This window comes from Vagococcus fessus (assembly GCF_003987565.1).
Lineage (GTDB): Bacteria > Bacillota > Bacilli > Lactobacillales > Vagococcaceae > Vagococcus_D > Vagococcus_D fessus.
Genome location: NZ_NGJY01000004.1, coordinates 125,450 through 140,646, shown reverse-complemented (window position 1 = coordinate 140,646; position 15,197 = coordinate 125,450). Strand labels below are relative to the sequence as shown.

Here is a 15,197-nt window from a genome sequence, read left to right as displayed (position 1 = left end):
CTTTTCTGTTACAATGATACTAACTATTAAACGAAAGGATGGTTGTCTTTATGAAAGACTTTCCTTCTAAAGAAGCGGAAAAACACTACTATGAAAGTCAAGCGACCGAAGAAGAATTCTTAACTTGGTACGCTGAACAAGATTTACCGACATACGACACACCATCTGTTACGATCGACAATGTCTTACTTTGTTATAACCGTAAAGATGATGAACTGAAAATTTTACTAATTCAACGTAACACCCATCCTTACCAATCTTCATGGGCACTCCCAGGAGGCTTCGTAGAACGCGGTGAGTCTACTGAAGAAAGTTGTATCAGAGAAACTCAAGAAGAAACTGGTGTCGCCATTACCCATGAAAATATCGAACAGCTTCATACCTTTAGTACACCAAACCGTGACCCTCGTGGCTGGGTGATTACTGTAAGTTATCTTGCCTTTATCGGAGAAGAACCTTTATTTGCTGGTGATGATGCGAAAGCCGCTAAATGGTTTACCTTCAAACGTGAAGATAATTTATTAAAACTTGAAAATGACGAACACGATGCGATTGTGTTGGATTTAGAAACCAATCTATCTATCGGTAAAGAGACATTAGCTTTTGACCATGACCAAATTATTTTGAAAGCCTTCAATCGTGTTTTAAACAAAATGTACCATGAACCTAAAGTTTTACAAGTTCTAGGCGACGATTTCTCAGTAGCAGAAGCTCGCAAAGTATTTGCTAAATTTTTAGGTCTAGATTTTAAAGCCATTGACCATTCAAACTTTAAAAAAGCTTTGCTTCCACATCTCGAAGAAATCGGTCAACGCGCCACTGGAATTGGACGACCATCTAAGATTTACCGTCTAAAACCTTTAGCTGAATAAACAAAAGGGCTTCAACCATAATGGTTGAAGCCCTTTTTTATTATTACGAACGTTTTGGACGTTCTTTTTTCTTAATTTGTTTACTACGTAATTGACCACAAGCCGCATCAATATCTGTTCCTTGTTCTTTACGAACCACACAGTTAACACCTTTTTTATTTAAGATATCATAGAAAGCCATCACGTCTTCACGTGTACTACGGCTATATTGATCGTGCTCACTTACCGGGTTATAAGGAATTAAGTTAACATAAGTTAATTTCTTCTTATCTTTTAATAACTCAGCTAATTGACGAGCATGTTCAGGTCGATCATTTACATTTGATAGCATAATGTATTCAAATGTAATACGACGGTTTGTTTTTTCTAAGTAATAATCCACTGCATCCATTAGTTTTTCAACAGGATTACTACGGTTAATACGCATAATTGACGTTCTAACTTCATTATTTGGTGCATGTAATGAAATCGCTAAGTTAACTTGTAGGCCATTATCAGCGAAATCATAAATTTTAGGAATTAAACCACTTGTTGAAACTGTCATGTGACGAGCTCCAATGCCTAATCCGTTTTTATCATTCACGATGTATAAGAAATCAATCACGTTATCATAGTTATCAAACGGTTCTCCAATACCCATTACAACGATATGACTCACACGTTCACCGTCTCCACGTTCATCTAAGAAGAATTGAACTTGCATGATTTGTGCCACAATCTCACCTGCAGATAAATCACGTTGTTTTGTCAACAACCCACTGGCACAGAAGGTACACCCTATATTACACCCTACTTGTGTTGTCACACACACTGATAAACCGTATTCGTGACGCATTAACACTGTTTCAATCATATTTTTATCTTCTAATTGGAATAGATATTTAATCGTACCATCTTTTGATTCTTGAACCACGACTTGATTAAGTGGACTCATATCAAAGTTTTCAGTTAATAAATCAATTGTTTTTTTAGATAAGTTACTCATCTCTTCAAATGTGCGGACACGTTTAATGTACAACCAATCCCACACCTGTGTTGCTCTAAATTTCTTTTCTCCATGCTCTTCAAACCATGCTTTCAGGTTATCTTGAGTCATGCCATATATCGACTGCTTCGTCATGCTGTTTCCTCATTTCTGTTTCGTCTCTCTTTGATACTATAGCGTAAATTAAATAGCTTGGCAATCACATTGTTCACTTACGACTCTACCTGAACCCATTCGCCCTCTTTTTTTTCAATCAAGAAAGTCAAAACCGATCCACATGTTGCAAATAAAATAGCTGTTATAGTTGGAACTACAACACTTGTTATTAAACTATCCAATACAGTTAATACCAAAATTTCTAATAAAAAATCACTAATAATAAAAAATAAGAAACCTTTATTTACAGGGACATGAAATGCACGGCAACTCGCTCTAATTGAGGCATCTAGTACAGTATCGAGTGTCCATGTAATCACCATATATATTATAAGAAACCCCATTAAATGCATTGTCGAAATAGCTTGAATACCTAGTAGTTTTAATAATCCTCCAACTGCGCCCATCACAATCATACCAAAAACTGCGATAATCAGACCTATACCTAGTCCATTCTTTAGTTTAGTTTTCATTCTTCTCCCTACTTTCTCTCCATCCTATAGTATCTCTAATTCTATAAATAAAGACAAGTATTTTTTTACAACACTATAAGTTTTTGCTAATGATTGAAACTTTTGTATTTATATTTAGTTATCTTATAATTTTTTTGCTATAATAATAGAAGAAACTTATTGGAGAGGTGATGTGTATGACCGTTTTAATCGCAAGTATCTTGATGATAGTACTTGTCGTAATTTCTAATATCATTAGTCACTATTTAGTATCCATTCCAACTGCCCTAATAGAGATTGCAGTAGGATTAATTGTGGCCTTAGTCTTTGATCTGAACATTAATTTAGAGGCTGATTGGTTTATGCTCTTATTCGTTGCTCCTTTACTATTTAATGATGGTAAGATGTTCCCTAAAAATGAATTATGGGATTTAAAAGCTCCAATTTTTGCTTATGCCATTTGGCTAGTACTCCTAACAACTGTTATAGGTGGTTACTTTATTCACTGGCTAATTCCAGATGTTCCGCTTGCTCTAGCAATGGCTTTAGTTGCCGTATTATCACCAACAGACCCCGTTGCCGTTCACGGTATTGCAGAACAAATTAAACTTCCTAAAAAAATACTTAGCTTAATAAGTGGTGAAAGTTTAATCAATGACGCTAGTGGGCTAATTGCCTTCAAATATGCTTTGGCCGCGTTTATGACGGGTCAATTCTCTTTAACACAAGCAACTGGAGACTTCCTTTATATGTCACTTGTTGGTGTTCTAATCGGTGTCGTATCAATATCTATTATCCACTTCATCAGATTATTCCTCGTTCAACAAGGAATACAAGATGCTATTCTTCATACGACTATTCAACTCCTAACACCTTTTGTTATCTATATCTTAGCAGATGAAGTAGCTGGTGCTTCTGGTGTTATTGCTGTCGTTTCAGCTGGGGTACTTTCTATTAATCAAAGCCCTATCTTTAGAAGTCAACATTCTGAAGCAAGACTTATCACTAATAAAATGTGGGATATGTTAGTTTACTTACTAAATGGTCTAGTATTTGTTTTACTAGGAATAGAGCTTCCCATTGCGATGAGAGAAACCATTGTTAACCCCTCTATCCACAATGGGACACTTCTGTTCTACATTATAAGTATCTGGTTTGTCCTACTAATCGTTCGTGTTGTATGGTCTTACATTTATCTATGGTTGACTTACCTTAGAAAAAATGACGATAAGTTAACCCCACCTTCATTTAATACCGCTTTGATGACTGGGATTACAGGTGTTCGTGGCGCGGTTACAATGGCATCTATCATGTCTATGCCCTTCTTTTTAGCAGACGGCACGCCATTTATTGAGCGATCTCTTATTGTCACGCTTGCTTGTGGTGTTGTTTTAACCAGTTTACTCGTTGCAACTATCACACTACCTATCTTGACTAAAAAACGTCAGCGATTGCCGCTTATTGGGAATGACCCTTCAAGTAATGAAGTATTAGTTAATGCAACTCAACCCACTTCTGTTACAAAATTAACAGAACTAGAAGCTCGTCAAGAAATGGTTCGTGATGCCATTACTGTTTTAAAACAAGAATCAGAGCATTCAGAAAATTATTTAATCTTAACAGATTTAATCCAAGAATTTGAATCGCGTTTACGTCACTTGTACCGTGAACAAAATGATGAACAAACTAACCGTTTGTACGCCAAACTTGAAAAAACAGTCCAAGATATTGCCATCAAAGGTGAAAAAGACGGCATTCAAAAAGCGATTGATGCTGGTGAAGTTTCTGAAGTTGTCGCTCGTCGTTATAAAAAAATCGTTGAAACAAAACGAGTTGCTTTTGAACCAGGCATACTAAATTCTTTAAAACGACTATTCTTTGTTCTTAGAAAACAAAGTAATATTGCTTTTTGGCGCTTAAAATCTGCACAACACCAAGATGATACTATTTTAGGTGATACAGCGATTGTTAAATTAGAAAAACAAAGTACAGTTGGCGCAATCAGTGTATTGAAAGCTTACAAAGCTGAGTTAGACCCAGAATGTGAAGCTTACGATTTACATAAGCATATTGTGAACCAAAAACTTTATGAGTATTTAAATAAATTACATCGGATTAAAAATTTAAGTAACCAATCTCGTACCGACTATCAAAAAATTGTTCAAGAGTTTCATATGAAAGCTCTTGATGCCGAACGAGAAACCGTTCAGCATCTCTATCAAAAAGGTCAGATTACATTAAGTATGGCTAATCATTTACGACAATCCTTAAATTATTACGAAAGCTCAATTTTACAAAGTCGAGCTGAGCATTAAAAAAACACGTAAATCTATTCCAAACCTATTAGGGGTTTGAGTAGATTTACGTGTTTTATTTTTTTAGAATGGAAGGTCATTTGGAGATACTGTTTGGTCTGATTCTTCCTCTGATACAGAAGACGGTGGTCCCATTAAGACTTTACGTCCTTTACTGCCCTCAGAAGGTCCTACAACACCATTCTCTTCCATCTGGTCTATCAATCGTGCAGCTCGGTTGTAACCGACTCTAAATCGTCTTTGAATAAGTGAGGCACTTGCTTTTCCTTCGAATGCTACAAATTTAACTGCCTCATCATATAAATCATCGACTTCTGAATCAGGTCCACTTCCTTTTTCAGGTTCATCTGTTGGCATCATATCTTCACGATAATCCGCTCCTTGCTGCTCCGTCACAAACTTAACTAAATCTTCTACTTCCGAATCAGAAATAAAAGCACCTTGAACACGTGTTGGTTTATTTTGACCCATTGGCATAAATAACATATCCCCACGGCCTAATAATTTTTCAGCACCTGTCGTATCAATAATTGTTCTTGAATCAATCCCACTCGATACAGCAAAGGCAATACGTGATGGTACATTTGCTTTAATAATCCCTGTAATAACATCCACACTCGGACGTTGTGTTGCTAAAATCATATGAATACCCGCAGCACGAGCCATTTGTGCTAAACGAATAATAGCATCTTCCACTTCATTACTTGCAACCATCATCAAGTCTGCTAACTCATCTACGATTACAACAATGAAAGGTAAAATCGGATGATTCACACCTTCAAGTGTGTTATTTTTTTGAACCATTTGATTATAGCCAGTGATATTTCTAACACCACTTGCCGCAAATAATTCATAACGTTTTTCCATCTCTGCTACTACTTTATGTAAGGCTTGAGATGCTTTACGTGGATTAGTCACTACGGGCGTTAATAAATGTGGAATGCCATTGTAAACATTTAACTCTACCATTTTAGGGTCGATCATCATCATTTTAACTTCATGCGGTTTGGCACGCATTAAAATACTTGTGATAATCCCGTTAATACAAACCGACTTCCCACTCCCTGTTGAACCAGCAATTAACATATGGGGCATTTTAGCCAAATCAGCTGAAATAACCGAACCAGAAATATCACGCCCTAACGGGACTTCTAATAAATTATCTGGATTTTTAGGCTGTGCTTCTATAATATCTCTAAAGGAAACTGTGCTTACTGTATTATTTGGCACCTCTATCCCAATTAGTGATTTCCCTGGAATTGGAGCCTCCATACGAATATCTTTGGCAGCTAAGGCTAAAGCTAAATCATCAGTCAAACCTACGATTTTACTTACCTTCACACCCACTGCTGGTTGAATTTCATATTTCGTAACCGATGGTCCTAAACTTGCTCTCACTACTTTGGCATCTACACCAAAACTATCAAAGGTTTGCTCCAATACCTCTACATTATGTTCAATAGATTTATACTCTTCACTTTGGTCTGTTAAAGGTATTTCATTTAACAATGTCGATGGTGGTAAAATATAATCGGTATTTTCTGTTTCTTGAGGAATATCAAATTCTAAATCCTCACCATTATCATCGTCTTCCACTACAGTTTGTACAGATTCTGGCTTCTTAATAGACGACTCTTGATATTGACTTTGGTACGTATCAATTGCAACAGGTACTGGTTCCACTTGCTCCTCATAAACAGGCGTCACTTTAGGTTCTACTTTTGTATCTTGTTTCTTTTCTTGTACAACCGTTTGTTTTTCTTTCTCTGCTTTTTCCAGTGCCAATGCGCGTTTCTTTTCACGTTCTTCTAATCGTTTTGCTCTTAATTCTTTTCTTGTTTCCGCTGAAGCACTTAATTTTTGAATCATACTTTCTGTACGGCGTTTGAAAAAATCAAAGATTTCAAAGCCTGAAACGCCTACAGCCACACATATACCTATAAACATTAAAAGGCCTGCTACTACATACGACCCGGCTTGAGAGACTAAAAAGTGAGTCCCACTATACAAGGTACCACCAATTAAACCGCCACCAACAGGCTGGGATATTAAACCACCTCGTAAATCAGTCCATAAATTATGCCACGTTACATTCATAATATGAATATCTAATTTAACAAAATCTCGAAATAAAATAGCGTGTAACATCAAGAGCAGTCCAAAATAAAATAAACTAGCCCCTCCAATATATTTTGTTTTACCGAATGAAAAATTAGGGCCCATAAAAATTAAAAGAACACCCATTAAAATAAATAAAATAGCTAAAATTGGGAAAGTAACCCCAACAAACATTCTAAAAATATTTGCAAATAATATACCAAGGAAGCCTAGTTTAAACAGGCCTAATATACCGCATATACTAATAATTAATCCTGCAACAACATAATACATTCTCTCTTGTTGTGCTTGCTGTTTCTTTGTCATCTTTTTAGGACGACTCTTTTTCTTTTGTGCCATGTCGTTCCTCCTTTAAGTCCTATCCATTATACTATAAAAATCAACGTCTACAAAGTCGATATAAATAAAAAGCCCTATCAAGCCACAATAATGTGACAGATAAGACTTTTTGATTATTAATTATCTTTCATAGCTGCTTTTAAAGCAAGTGCTAACGGACTTTCTTCTGGTTCTGCCTGTTGATTCTGACTATATTTCTTCAATAATTTTTTTTCTTCATGCTTAGTCATTTTCTTCTTACGTTCTTTTCCAGACGCTACTTTTTCAGTAATCACACAATACTTACACTTGAAGAATTGACCATTTTTACCTTCATGTATCTCCATCTTCTTATGACACTGTGGACACCGACGATTTGATACTTTAGGGTCTTTACGACGACGGTACTTACATGTTTCACCTGTACATACATAAACTTTGCCATCACGTGTATTTTTCTCTCGTAAAGCTGAACCACAATCTGGGCACTCTTTTGATGTTAAAGAAAAATCAGTGTACTTCGCTTCACTATATTTAATTTCTTTAACCAATTGTTCTGTCTCTTGGGCAATTTCTTTAATAAAGACCTTACTATCTCTTTTCCCTTGGGCAATTTCTTCTAATTCTTTTTCCCATTTCTCAGTTAAATCAGGTGTTACAAGAGAAGGATTAACCAATTTTAACAATTGTTTCCCTTTAGGTGTCACACTCAATTTAGTGGTCTTACGTTCCATCAATTCTGATTTAATTAATTTTTCAATAATCTCCGCACGAGTAGCGGGTGTTCCTAATTGATGTTTTTCCATTTGACCCAGTAACGTTCCTTCAGATAAAGCATTTGGCGGAGTTGTCACTTCTTTATTAAATTGATACGTCGCTGGAATAGTCTGACCTTCAGTAAACGTCACTGATTTTTTCGCTTCTTTTTTGTCGTCACGTTTCCAACCTTGTGTTTTAATTTGAGTTTGTCTGAATAAGAATAAATCAGACCCTACTTTAACTTCTACCGTTTGATTTTCACTAACATGAGCCTCTGAGAATAAACCTAAGAAACGTGTTGTAATCATTTGGTAGATTTTTTGTTCATCATTATCCATTTTTTCCGCACGAGGCGTTTGCTCAGTTGGGATTAAGGCATGGTGGTCTGTCACTTTGCTATCTTGGAATACTTTAGTAACTGTTACTTTAGCCCCTTGTCTAATCGCAGCTTTCGCTTCTTGTGGATAATAACTCGCCACAGCTTGTAGACGTTCTTTCATTGTCGCCTTCATGTCCTGTGTTAAATACTTAGAATCGGTTCTAGGATACGTGACAACTTTGTGGACCTCATACAAACTTTGAACTAATCCTAATGTTTTTTTAGCAGAGAAGCCATAACGCTGATTTGCTTCCCGTTGTAATTCAGTTAAGTCATAGGGAAGTGGTGCTGGTTCAACTTTTTCTTTAGTCTTAACAGATGTGACTTTACCACTCTTTAGATTTTCTTTTGTAACATAAACTTCTGCTTCTTCACGTGTTTTAAATTGACGAGGATTCTTCAACTGAAGTCGTCCTGCTAAGCCTTGATACATAATATCTACCGTAAAGAAATTCTCAGCTCTAAACTTTTCGATTTTCTCTTCTTGTTTTCTTACAAGAGCTAATGTTGGTGTCTGAACACGTCCAGCTGATAAATTATCATCATACTTAACAGTTAGAGCACGTGTGACATTTAATCCAACTAACCAATCAGCTTCCGCTCTAGCTAAGGCTGATTGATACAAGTTATCATAATTTTTACTTGGTTCTAACTTAGCAAATCCTGCCTTAATTGCTTTAGGTGTTTGAGATGATATCCATAAACGTTTGACTGGTTTGTTAAATTTAACATATTCTAAAATCCAACGTGCGACAAGCTCACCCTCACGTCCAGCATCTGTTGCGATAACGGCTTCTTTAATATCTTTACGTTTAGCCAATTGACTAATAGCTTTCAACTGTCCTCCTGTTTTAGGAAGAGGTTTAATGCCTGTTTTTTTCGGAATCATTGGCAAACTTTCCATGTTCCACTGTGCCCAGTCCTTATTGTAGTCCTCTGGCATTTTTAATCCTAATAGATGTCCTAGTGCCCATGTAATCACGACATTAGGTCCTTCAATATAACTTTTACTCTTCTGAGTTGCTCCCAATACTTTGGCCAGGTCTCTTGCAACACTTGGCTTTTCTGCGATAATTAACTGTTTCATCTTGTTCCTTTCCAGCATCTGAAAGTTTTTTACAGTCTTTCAGAAGCATAAGCCCTTTGTATAATTGAAGATCTTCATCGCAATCGTCACAATAACGAAGTTCTCCTTCATTCCAAAATGCTACTAAATAGTCTTCTTTATCCCTAATCATACTATATTCACGATGATAGTGGGTGAATTTTTTTAAATAACACTCTTTAGCTTCTTCGAGTGTTTCAAACACTTCTTCTTCAACGATATCCAGTTCCCAATCTTCAAAAAACCACCACGGTTCATTTTCTCCATAGATCGATATCACTTGATACATATATAACACCCCATTAACTAACTTTTATCAATAAACCTAGTTTAATTGCTTTTTTAGGATACTGCAACTTATTGATTTGTGTTTCCTTATACAATAGCAGAGGTCACACTGTTCTTAGTACTAAAAAACCACTACTTTTAAACAAAAGTAGCGGTTTAGTCAATTATTCCCCCAGTGAATCAATCAAGTGGTCAACAATACGTCGACTTGCTTGCCCGTCCCCATAAGGATTCTGTGCGTCTGCCATTTTTTCATAGGATTCAGGATGAGATAAAAGTTCTTCAATTTCTGTAAGTACTCCGTCATAAGTTGTCCCAATTAACTTAACTGTTCCACTCGTTACTGCCTCTGTTCTCTCTGTAGACTCTCTAAGTACAAGAACTGGCTTATTCAAATGAGGTGCTTCTTCTTGAACGCCACCAGAATCTGATAAAATCAACTCAGCATGTGCGATTAAATTATGAAACTCAACTACATCAAGCGGGTTTATCAAGTGCACTCTGTCATGATCCCCTAAAACAGATTTCGCCATATCTTGTACTACCGGATTTAAATGAACTGGAAAAACTAATTCATAATCTGGATGATTATCTAAAACTTGCCTAATTGCTTTAAGTGTTTGTTTCATTGGTTCACCTAAGTTTTCACGCCTGTGCATAGTTAACACCATCAACTTAGACTCTTCATTATTTTTTTGAACAATATCACTAATGTCAGTCTTACCAACGGTATAACTCATTGCATCAATTGCCGTATTTCCAGTCACGATAATAGCTTTTTCAGATACATTCTCTTTAAGTAAACTCTCTTTATTTTCAGGTGTCGGGGCATAGTAATAGTCCGCCAACCGATCAATCAATTGACGATTCATCTCTTCAGGGAAAGGAGAATACTTATCATATGTTCTTAATCCCGCTTCGACATGTCCAATTGGAATTTGGTTATAAAATGCAGTTAGTCCACCTACTAAGGCTGTCGTTGTATCACCATGAACAAGAATAACATCTGGTCCCTCTTGTTCTAAAATAGGTGTCAGTTTGGTTAAAATTGCTGTGGTAATTCCTGCTAGCGTTTGTTTTTTACTCATAATCTCTAAATCGTAATCTGGACTAATCTCAAAAATATCTAAAACTTGTTGTAGCATTTCTTTATGTTGACCTGTTGAAATAACAACAGATGCAATCTCCTCACGACTTTCCAATTCTTTTACGAGTGGTGCCATCTTAATTGCTTCAGGTCTAGTTCCGAATAACGTCACAACTTTCAATTTTTTCATATTATGCCTCCTCTAATTCTTGCGATGTATTTAAATGTACCGTCTTTTCCCACGTACTATTATTAGTGATATAACGGTAAATAGCCGAATAAGCTACTGGTATTAATGTCAAATTGTACACAGGAATCGTCAAACCATATAATGAACACCGCAGGAAACTTAATCCTGTTCTTCGCCAATATACGGTACTTATCGTCAGTGATATCAGTAACGATAAAATAATAATAACTAAAAGAACGCCATTTAACTCTAATCCTTTTTTTACTACTCCATAGAATTGTAACATCATTACAACACCGTGACCAATAACCGAGACCGCTGTTACAAACGGTAGAAACATATAGAAATACATTTCTAATTTTGCTCTTAATGGGATCGTTTTACTTTTAAAAATAACCCCACTATATTTACCAATACATTCAATACCACCTTGCGCCCATCGTGTTCTTTGTTTCACAAGTGTCTTGATAGAACTTACAGGTTCTTGAATAACTTTTGCATCTTCTAGATAGTAAGTTTTTTTGCCACGTAGAAGCAACTTTGTACTTGATTCAAAATCTTCTAATAAAGAATTTCCCCAAACTTCTGTTAAAGGAAGATCCGATAATCTGAAAAATTGACCATTACCTGAAGCTGCGCTATTTCCGAAATAATTCCGTGTATTTTGAATCATATAATTACACGATTGAAATTCAATATCTTGCATAATATGTAACCACTTTTTGGTACTATTCATTCCAACTGTTATCTGAACCATCGAAATATCTTTATAACTAAAAAATGTATTAAATACTTTCTCAAAGTCGTCCATAGATATAAAGGCATCTGCATCCATTATACCAATTAACGTATGAGTTAGAGGGGTTTCATTTAAAAGACGAATATAAGTAAGTCCCGCGTTAAGTGCTTCGCCTTTTCCAGTTTGAGCTTCAGGTAAGACACGATTTAAAACATGAAGCGTCTCATACTTCTCTTCTAATTCCGCTAAAATTTCTGTTGTCCCATCATCTGAGCCATCGTCAATAACAAGTAGATTAATCGTTATATTATCATTTGTCTTTTGTTGATAATGCTTATAAAATGACTCCACCGTAGAGCGGGCCACATAACACTCATTCATCATTGGAATCATGATATACATCGTATAGGGCTCATATATTTTAAAGCAATCATTTCGATGCCTAGGAAATACAAATAAAAATGCACTCCAGAAAAAATAAATAAAGACTCCTACAAATGATAATAGAACCAAGGCTGATAAAATATTAGTCATCTGTTCCTCCTAAAAAATAGAAATAAAACTACTTATATTTAAAATAGTAAGCTTAGTTTTATTTCATTTTCACTTTTTAACACAAGGTCTGATTCCTATCACACCTTAGTTTCCGTTAAAAAGAGTACCATTTTTTTTAGAGTAACATACCGTGACTTTATATTTTTTTATTTTATTTTTTCTTCCATTCAATAATTTCAAAGAATATAATCTTTTAGCCTATTAAATATAACTTTCGTGTTCAATAACCTTTCAGTTTAATCCAGTGGCTGGATTTTTCCATCCCATTTTTTCATTATCCATTTTTTTACAGACTCTGAATGAATCACTTTTTTTAACGTTTGAATTTCTTTTGCCTTTTCATTATCTTTACGTGAAACAAGAATATTTCCATAAGGTGATTGCTCTTTTTCAACTAATAATCCATCCGTTTTAGGTGATAGCCCAATCGTGTCCGCATAATTAGCATTGATTGCAATTAAATCAGCTTCGTCATTCTCATAAGCAGTTGTTAATAACTCTGGATTTAATCGATGGCTAAATTTAATGTTTTTAGGGTTATCCACAATATCATCAAATGTCGCGCTAAGCAAACTAACCCCCGGCTTTACTTTTACCAAACCAGCTTCTTTTAAAATTGTAATAACACGTCCCCAATCTGCTGTAGAGTTACTAACAAGTAATGTAGCGCCTTTAGGTAACTCTTTGATTGAGCGCCATTTTTTAGAATATAATCCCATTAATTCAATATGAACCGCACCTTGATTAACAAATTCATAACTATTCTCCTCTACCGCTAAATCATAAAACGGTTCATGCTGAAAGTAGTTTGCGTCTATTTCTTTTTCTGCTAAAGCTTTATTAGGTAAAATAAAATCATCAAACTTAACAACCTCTAATTGAATGCCTTGCTTTTCCATTAACGGTTTAACATGCTCTAAAATCTCACTGTGAGGTGTCGGCGAAGCGCCCACTTTTAATACTTTCAAATCTGTTGTTTCAGTTTTAGTTGTTAAGCTAAAACCAATTAGAACAACTAGCGCTAAACTTCCAATCGCTCCCCAAATCTTTAAACTTTTTGTTTCTTGCTTATTTTGACGTTTATCCACAGCTTTTACCACACTGTCACCTATACCTTGAACAATAAATACAATGACTAACAGTAAAATTGTAGCAACTAAAGTCACTGTCAGATTATTTCTCATAAAGCCATCTTGATAAGCTATTCCTCCAAGACCACCGGCATTAATCGCACCTGCCATTGCAGTAAAACCAATCATTGTAATTGTTGTAACTGTGCCTCCTGATATAAGCGCTGGCAAACTTTCAGGTAATAATATTTTGCGAATGATTTCAAAACCAGTCATTCCCATAGCACGTGACGCTTCTAATACACCTTCATCCACTTCCCTAAGCGCCATCTCTACTAATCTAGCATAGAATGGTGCAGCCGAGACAACCAAGGCAAAAATAGCGGCAGTCGGTCCCAAAAAAGTGCCCAAGACTTGCCTTGTAATCGGAATTAGTAAAATGATTAAAATGATAAAAGGTATTGACCGACAGATATTTGTGAAGACGGATAATACTGCGTAACAAATTTTCGATAATTTCGATTCCTGTTTTTGTAAAGAAAATAAAATTAAACCTACTATTAAACCAATAATAGTAACTGCTACCATTGAAAATGTTGTCATGTATAACGTTTCCCACGTTGCCTTTATTAACTGCTTTCCATTCACTTTTTCGAAATTGAAATACGTTTCAATCCATTTATTCATTCTCTGCTACCTCCACTCCAATTCCTTGAGTATTTAAAATATCAATTGCTTTTAATAACTCTTCCTCTTCTCCTAACAGTTCCAATACTAATGTCCCAATCGAACTCGTTTGAGTGGGTTGAATTTGACCTTGAATAATATTAACATCCACGCCTGTATGCCTAATCAATCTTGAAATAATAGGTGTTTGGGCGCGCTCACCAGTAAAAGTTAATTTCACAATTTTTCCCTCTGGATATTTTTTAGCTAACTCTTTTAAAACGATTGCTTGTTGACTGCCACTTGGTGCTGTTTCTTGTTGAACAAATCGTTTCGTAACTTCTTTCTTAGGGTGACTGAAAACGTCCATTACATCTCCCAACTCAACAATTTTCCCCTGTTCCATTACAGCCACTTTATGACAAATCGTCCTAATGACCTCCATTTCATGCGTAATTAAAACAATCGTTACTCCCAATTTTTTATTGATGTCTGCAAGCAATGCTAGTGTTTCACTTGTCGTTTGCGGGTCTAGAGCACTCGTAGCTTCGTCACATAGAAGAAGCTTAGGTTCTGTAGCCAGAGCTCTTGCAATCCCGACACGTTGCTTCTGGCCTCCTGATAATTGACTAGGATAAGCCTCTTCTCTCCCCTCTAACCCAACAAGAGCTAACAGTTCTCTAGCCTTTTCAAATCGCTCAGCTTTTCCAATGCCTATTAACTCTAACGGTAACGCAACATTTTCCAACAATGTACGTGACCATAATAAATTAAAATGTTGAAAAATCATGCCTATTCCTTTTCTAAACTCACGAAGTTCCTTGCCCTTTAACGTGCTAACAAGTTGCTTATCAACTATTACCGATCCCTCTGAAGCTCGCTCTAAACCATTAAGCAACCTCAATAATGTACTTTTTCCAGCACCAGAATAGCCTACTATTCCAAAAATAGTCCCTGACTCTATTGCTAATTCAATACTATTTAATGCTGTGACTGTTCCAGATTTCGTGGCATATGTTTTAGCCACTTGATGCAATTCTATATATGACATACCAAGCCCTCTTTTCTAACTTTATTATAATAAAAAAAGCCCTCGTCCTCTGTTTTAAAAAAACAAAGGACGAAAGCTATAGTTTCGTGTTA

General features: G+C 35.8%; 11 protein-coding genes and 1 pseudogene. 2 read left to right on the top strand and 10 right to left on the bottom strand.

Translation table 11 applies throughout. The features are described from left to right. The first annotated feature begins 50 nt into the window (after positions 1-50). Positions 51-872: an NUDIX domain-containing protein gene (locus CBF31_RS09815; protein WP_126832558.1), complete on the top strand. Its 822-nt coding sequence runs from the start codon at positions 51-53 to the stop codon at positions 870-872. 43 nt (positions 873-915) lie between these two features. On the opposite strand, the gene rlmN is transcribed toward CBF31_RS09815, so the two are convergent. Continuing rightward, positions 916-1,992, bottom strand: coding sequence for a dual-specificity RNA methyltransferase RlmN (gene rlmN / locus CBF31_RS09810; protein ID WP_126832556.1), 1,077 nt, complete (start codon positions 1,990-1,992; stop codon positions 916-918). A 77-nt stretch (positions 1,993-2,069) separates the two neighbouring features. Further along, positions 2,070-2,486, bottom strand: coding sequence for a YrvL family regulatory protein (locus CBF31_RS09805; protein WP_126832554.1), 417 nt, complete (start codon positions 2,484-2,486; stop codon positions 2,070-2,072). 176 nt (positions 2,487-2,662) lie between these two features. Here CBF31_RS09805 and CBF31_RS09800 point away from each other — a divergent pair, with 176 nt between their 5' ends. Beyond that, complete coding sequence (locus tag CBF31_RS09800; RefSeq protein WP_170167941.1) at positions 2,663-4,780, top strand: cation:proton antiporter; 2,118 nt, start codon at positions 2,663-2,665, stop codon at positions 4,778-4,780. 63 nt (positions 4,781-4,843) lie between these two features. Here the strand turns inward: CBF31_RS09800 and CBF31_RS09795 are convergent, their stop codons facing one another. The 8 genes and pseudogenes from CBF31_RS09795 to CBF31_RS09765 all read right to left on the bottom strand — a co-directional run bounded on the left by CBF31_RS09795 (position 4,844) and on the right by CBF31_RS09765 (position 15,105). Next, positions 4,844-7,237, bottom strand: coding sequence for an FtsK/SpoIIIE family DNA translocase (locus CBF31_RS09795; RefSeq protein ID WP_126832550.1), 2,394 nt, complete (start codon positions 7,235-7,237; stop codon positions 4,844-4,846). A gap of 116 nt (positions 7,238-7,353) precedes the next feature. Next, positions 7,354-9,441 (bottom strand): DNA topoisomerase 3, encoded by a 2,088-nt coding sequence (locus CBF31_RS09790; RefSeq protein WP_126832548.1) that lies wholly within the window; start codon positions 9,439-9,441, stop codon positions 7,354-7,356. Next, positions 9,362-9,748: a DUF1033 family protein gene (locus CBF31_RS09785; RefSeq protein ID WP_126832546.1), complete on the bottom strand. Its 387-nt coding sequence runs from the start codon at positions 9,746-9,748 to the stop codon at positions 9,362-9,364. The genes CBF31_RS09790 and CBF31_RS09785 overlap by 80 nt, the downstream gene beginning before the upstream one ends. Before the next feature lie 163 nt (positions 9,749-9,911). Beyond that, positions 9,912-11,024, bottom strand: a complete 1,113-nt coding sequence (gene wecB, locus CBF31_RS09780; protein WP_126832544.1) for a non-hydrolyzing UDP-N-acetylglucosamine 2-epimerase — start codon at positions 11,022-11,024, stop codon at positions 9,912-9,914. A 1-nt stretch (position 11,025) separates the two neighbouring features. Continuing rightward, positions 11,026-12,297 carry a glycosyltransferase family 2 protein gene (locus CBF31_RS09775; RefSeq protein ID WP_126832541.1) on the bottom strand — a complete coding sequence of 424 codons (1,272 nt, stop codon included), beginning with the start codon at positions 12,295-12,297 and terminating at the stop codon, positions 11,026-11,028. Between the two features lie 257 nt (positions 12,298-12,554). Beyond that, positions 12,555-13,406 carry a MetQ/NlpA family ABC transporter substrate-binding protein gene (locus CBF31_RS09770; protein ID WP_415674417.1) on the bottom strand — a complete coding sequence of 284 codons (852 nt, stop codon included), beginning with the start codon at positions 13,404-13,406 and terminating at the stop codon, positions 12,555-12,557. After that, positions 13,395-14,075 (bottom strand): annotated as a pseudogene (locus CBF31_RS11230) (methionine ABC transporter permease); the annotation flags it as partial. The gene CBF31_RS09770 and the pseudogene CBF31_RS11230, both read right to left, overlap by 12 nt. Continuing rightward, complete coding sequence (locus CBF31_RS09765) at positions 14,068-15,105, bottom strand: methionine ABC transporter ATP-binding protein (protein ID WP_126832539.1); 1,038 nt, start codon at positions 15,103-15,105, stop codon at positions 14,068-14,070. The gene CBF31_RS09765 and the pseudogene CBF31_RS11230, both read right to left, overlap by 8 nt. Positions 15,106-15,197 lie beyond the last annotated feature (92 nt).

What these genes read in the sequence shown, in the direction of transcription:
- CBF31_RS09795 (WP_126832550.1), bottom strand. Translation starts at nt 7,237, where the DNA reads ATGGCACAAAAGAAAAAGAGTCGTCCTAAAAAGATGACAAAGAAACAG.
- CBF31_RS09765 (WP_126832539.1), bottom strand. Translation starts at nt 15,105, where the DNA reads ATGTCATATATAGAATTGCATCAAGTGGCTAAAACATATGCCACGAAA.
- CBF31_RS09800 (WP_170167941.1), top strand. Translation starts at nt 2,663, where the DNA reads ATGACCGTTTTAATCGCAAGTATCTTGATGATAGTACTTGTCGTAATT.
- CBF31_RS09775 (WP_126832541.1), bottom strand. Translation starts at nt 12,297, where the DNA reads ATGACTAATATTTTATCAGCCTTGGTTCTATTATCATTTGTAGGAGTC.
- CBF31_RS09815 (WP_126832558.1), top strand. Translation starts at nt 51, where the DNA reads ATGAAAGACTTTCCTTCTAAAGAAGCGGAAAAACACTACTATGAAAGT.
- CBF31_RS09790 (WP_126832548.1), bottom strand. Translation starts at nt 9,441, where the DNA reads ATGAAACAGTTAATTATCGCAGAAAAGCCAAGTGTTGCAAGAGACCTG.
- rlmN (WP_126832556.1), bottom strand. Translation starts at nt 1,992, where the DNA reads ATGACGAAGCAGTCGATATATGGCATGACTCAAGATAACCTGAAAGCA.
- CBF31_RS09805 (WP_126832554.1), bottom strand. Translation starts at nt 2,486, where the DNA reads ATGAAAACTAAACTAAAGAATGGACTAGGTATAGGTCTGATTATCGCA.
- wecB (WP_126832544.1), bottom strand. Translation starts at nt 11,024, where the DNA reads ATGAAAAAATTGAAAGTTGTGACGTTATTCGGAACTAGACCTGAAGCA.
- CBF31_RS09785 (WP_126832546.1), bottom strand. Translation starts at nt 9,748, where the DNA reads ATGTATCAAGTGATATCGATCTATGGAGAAAATGAACCGTGGTGGTTT.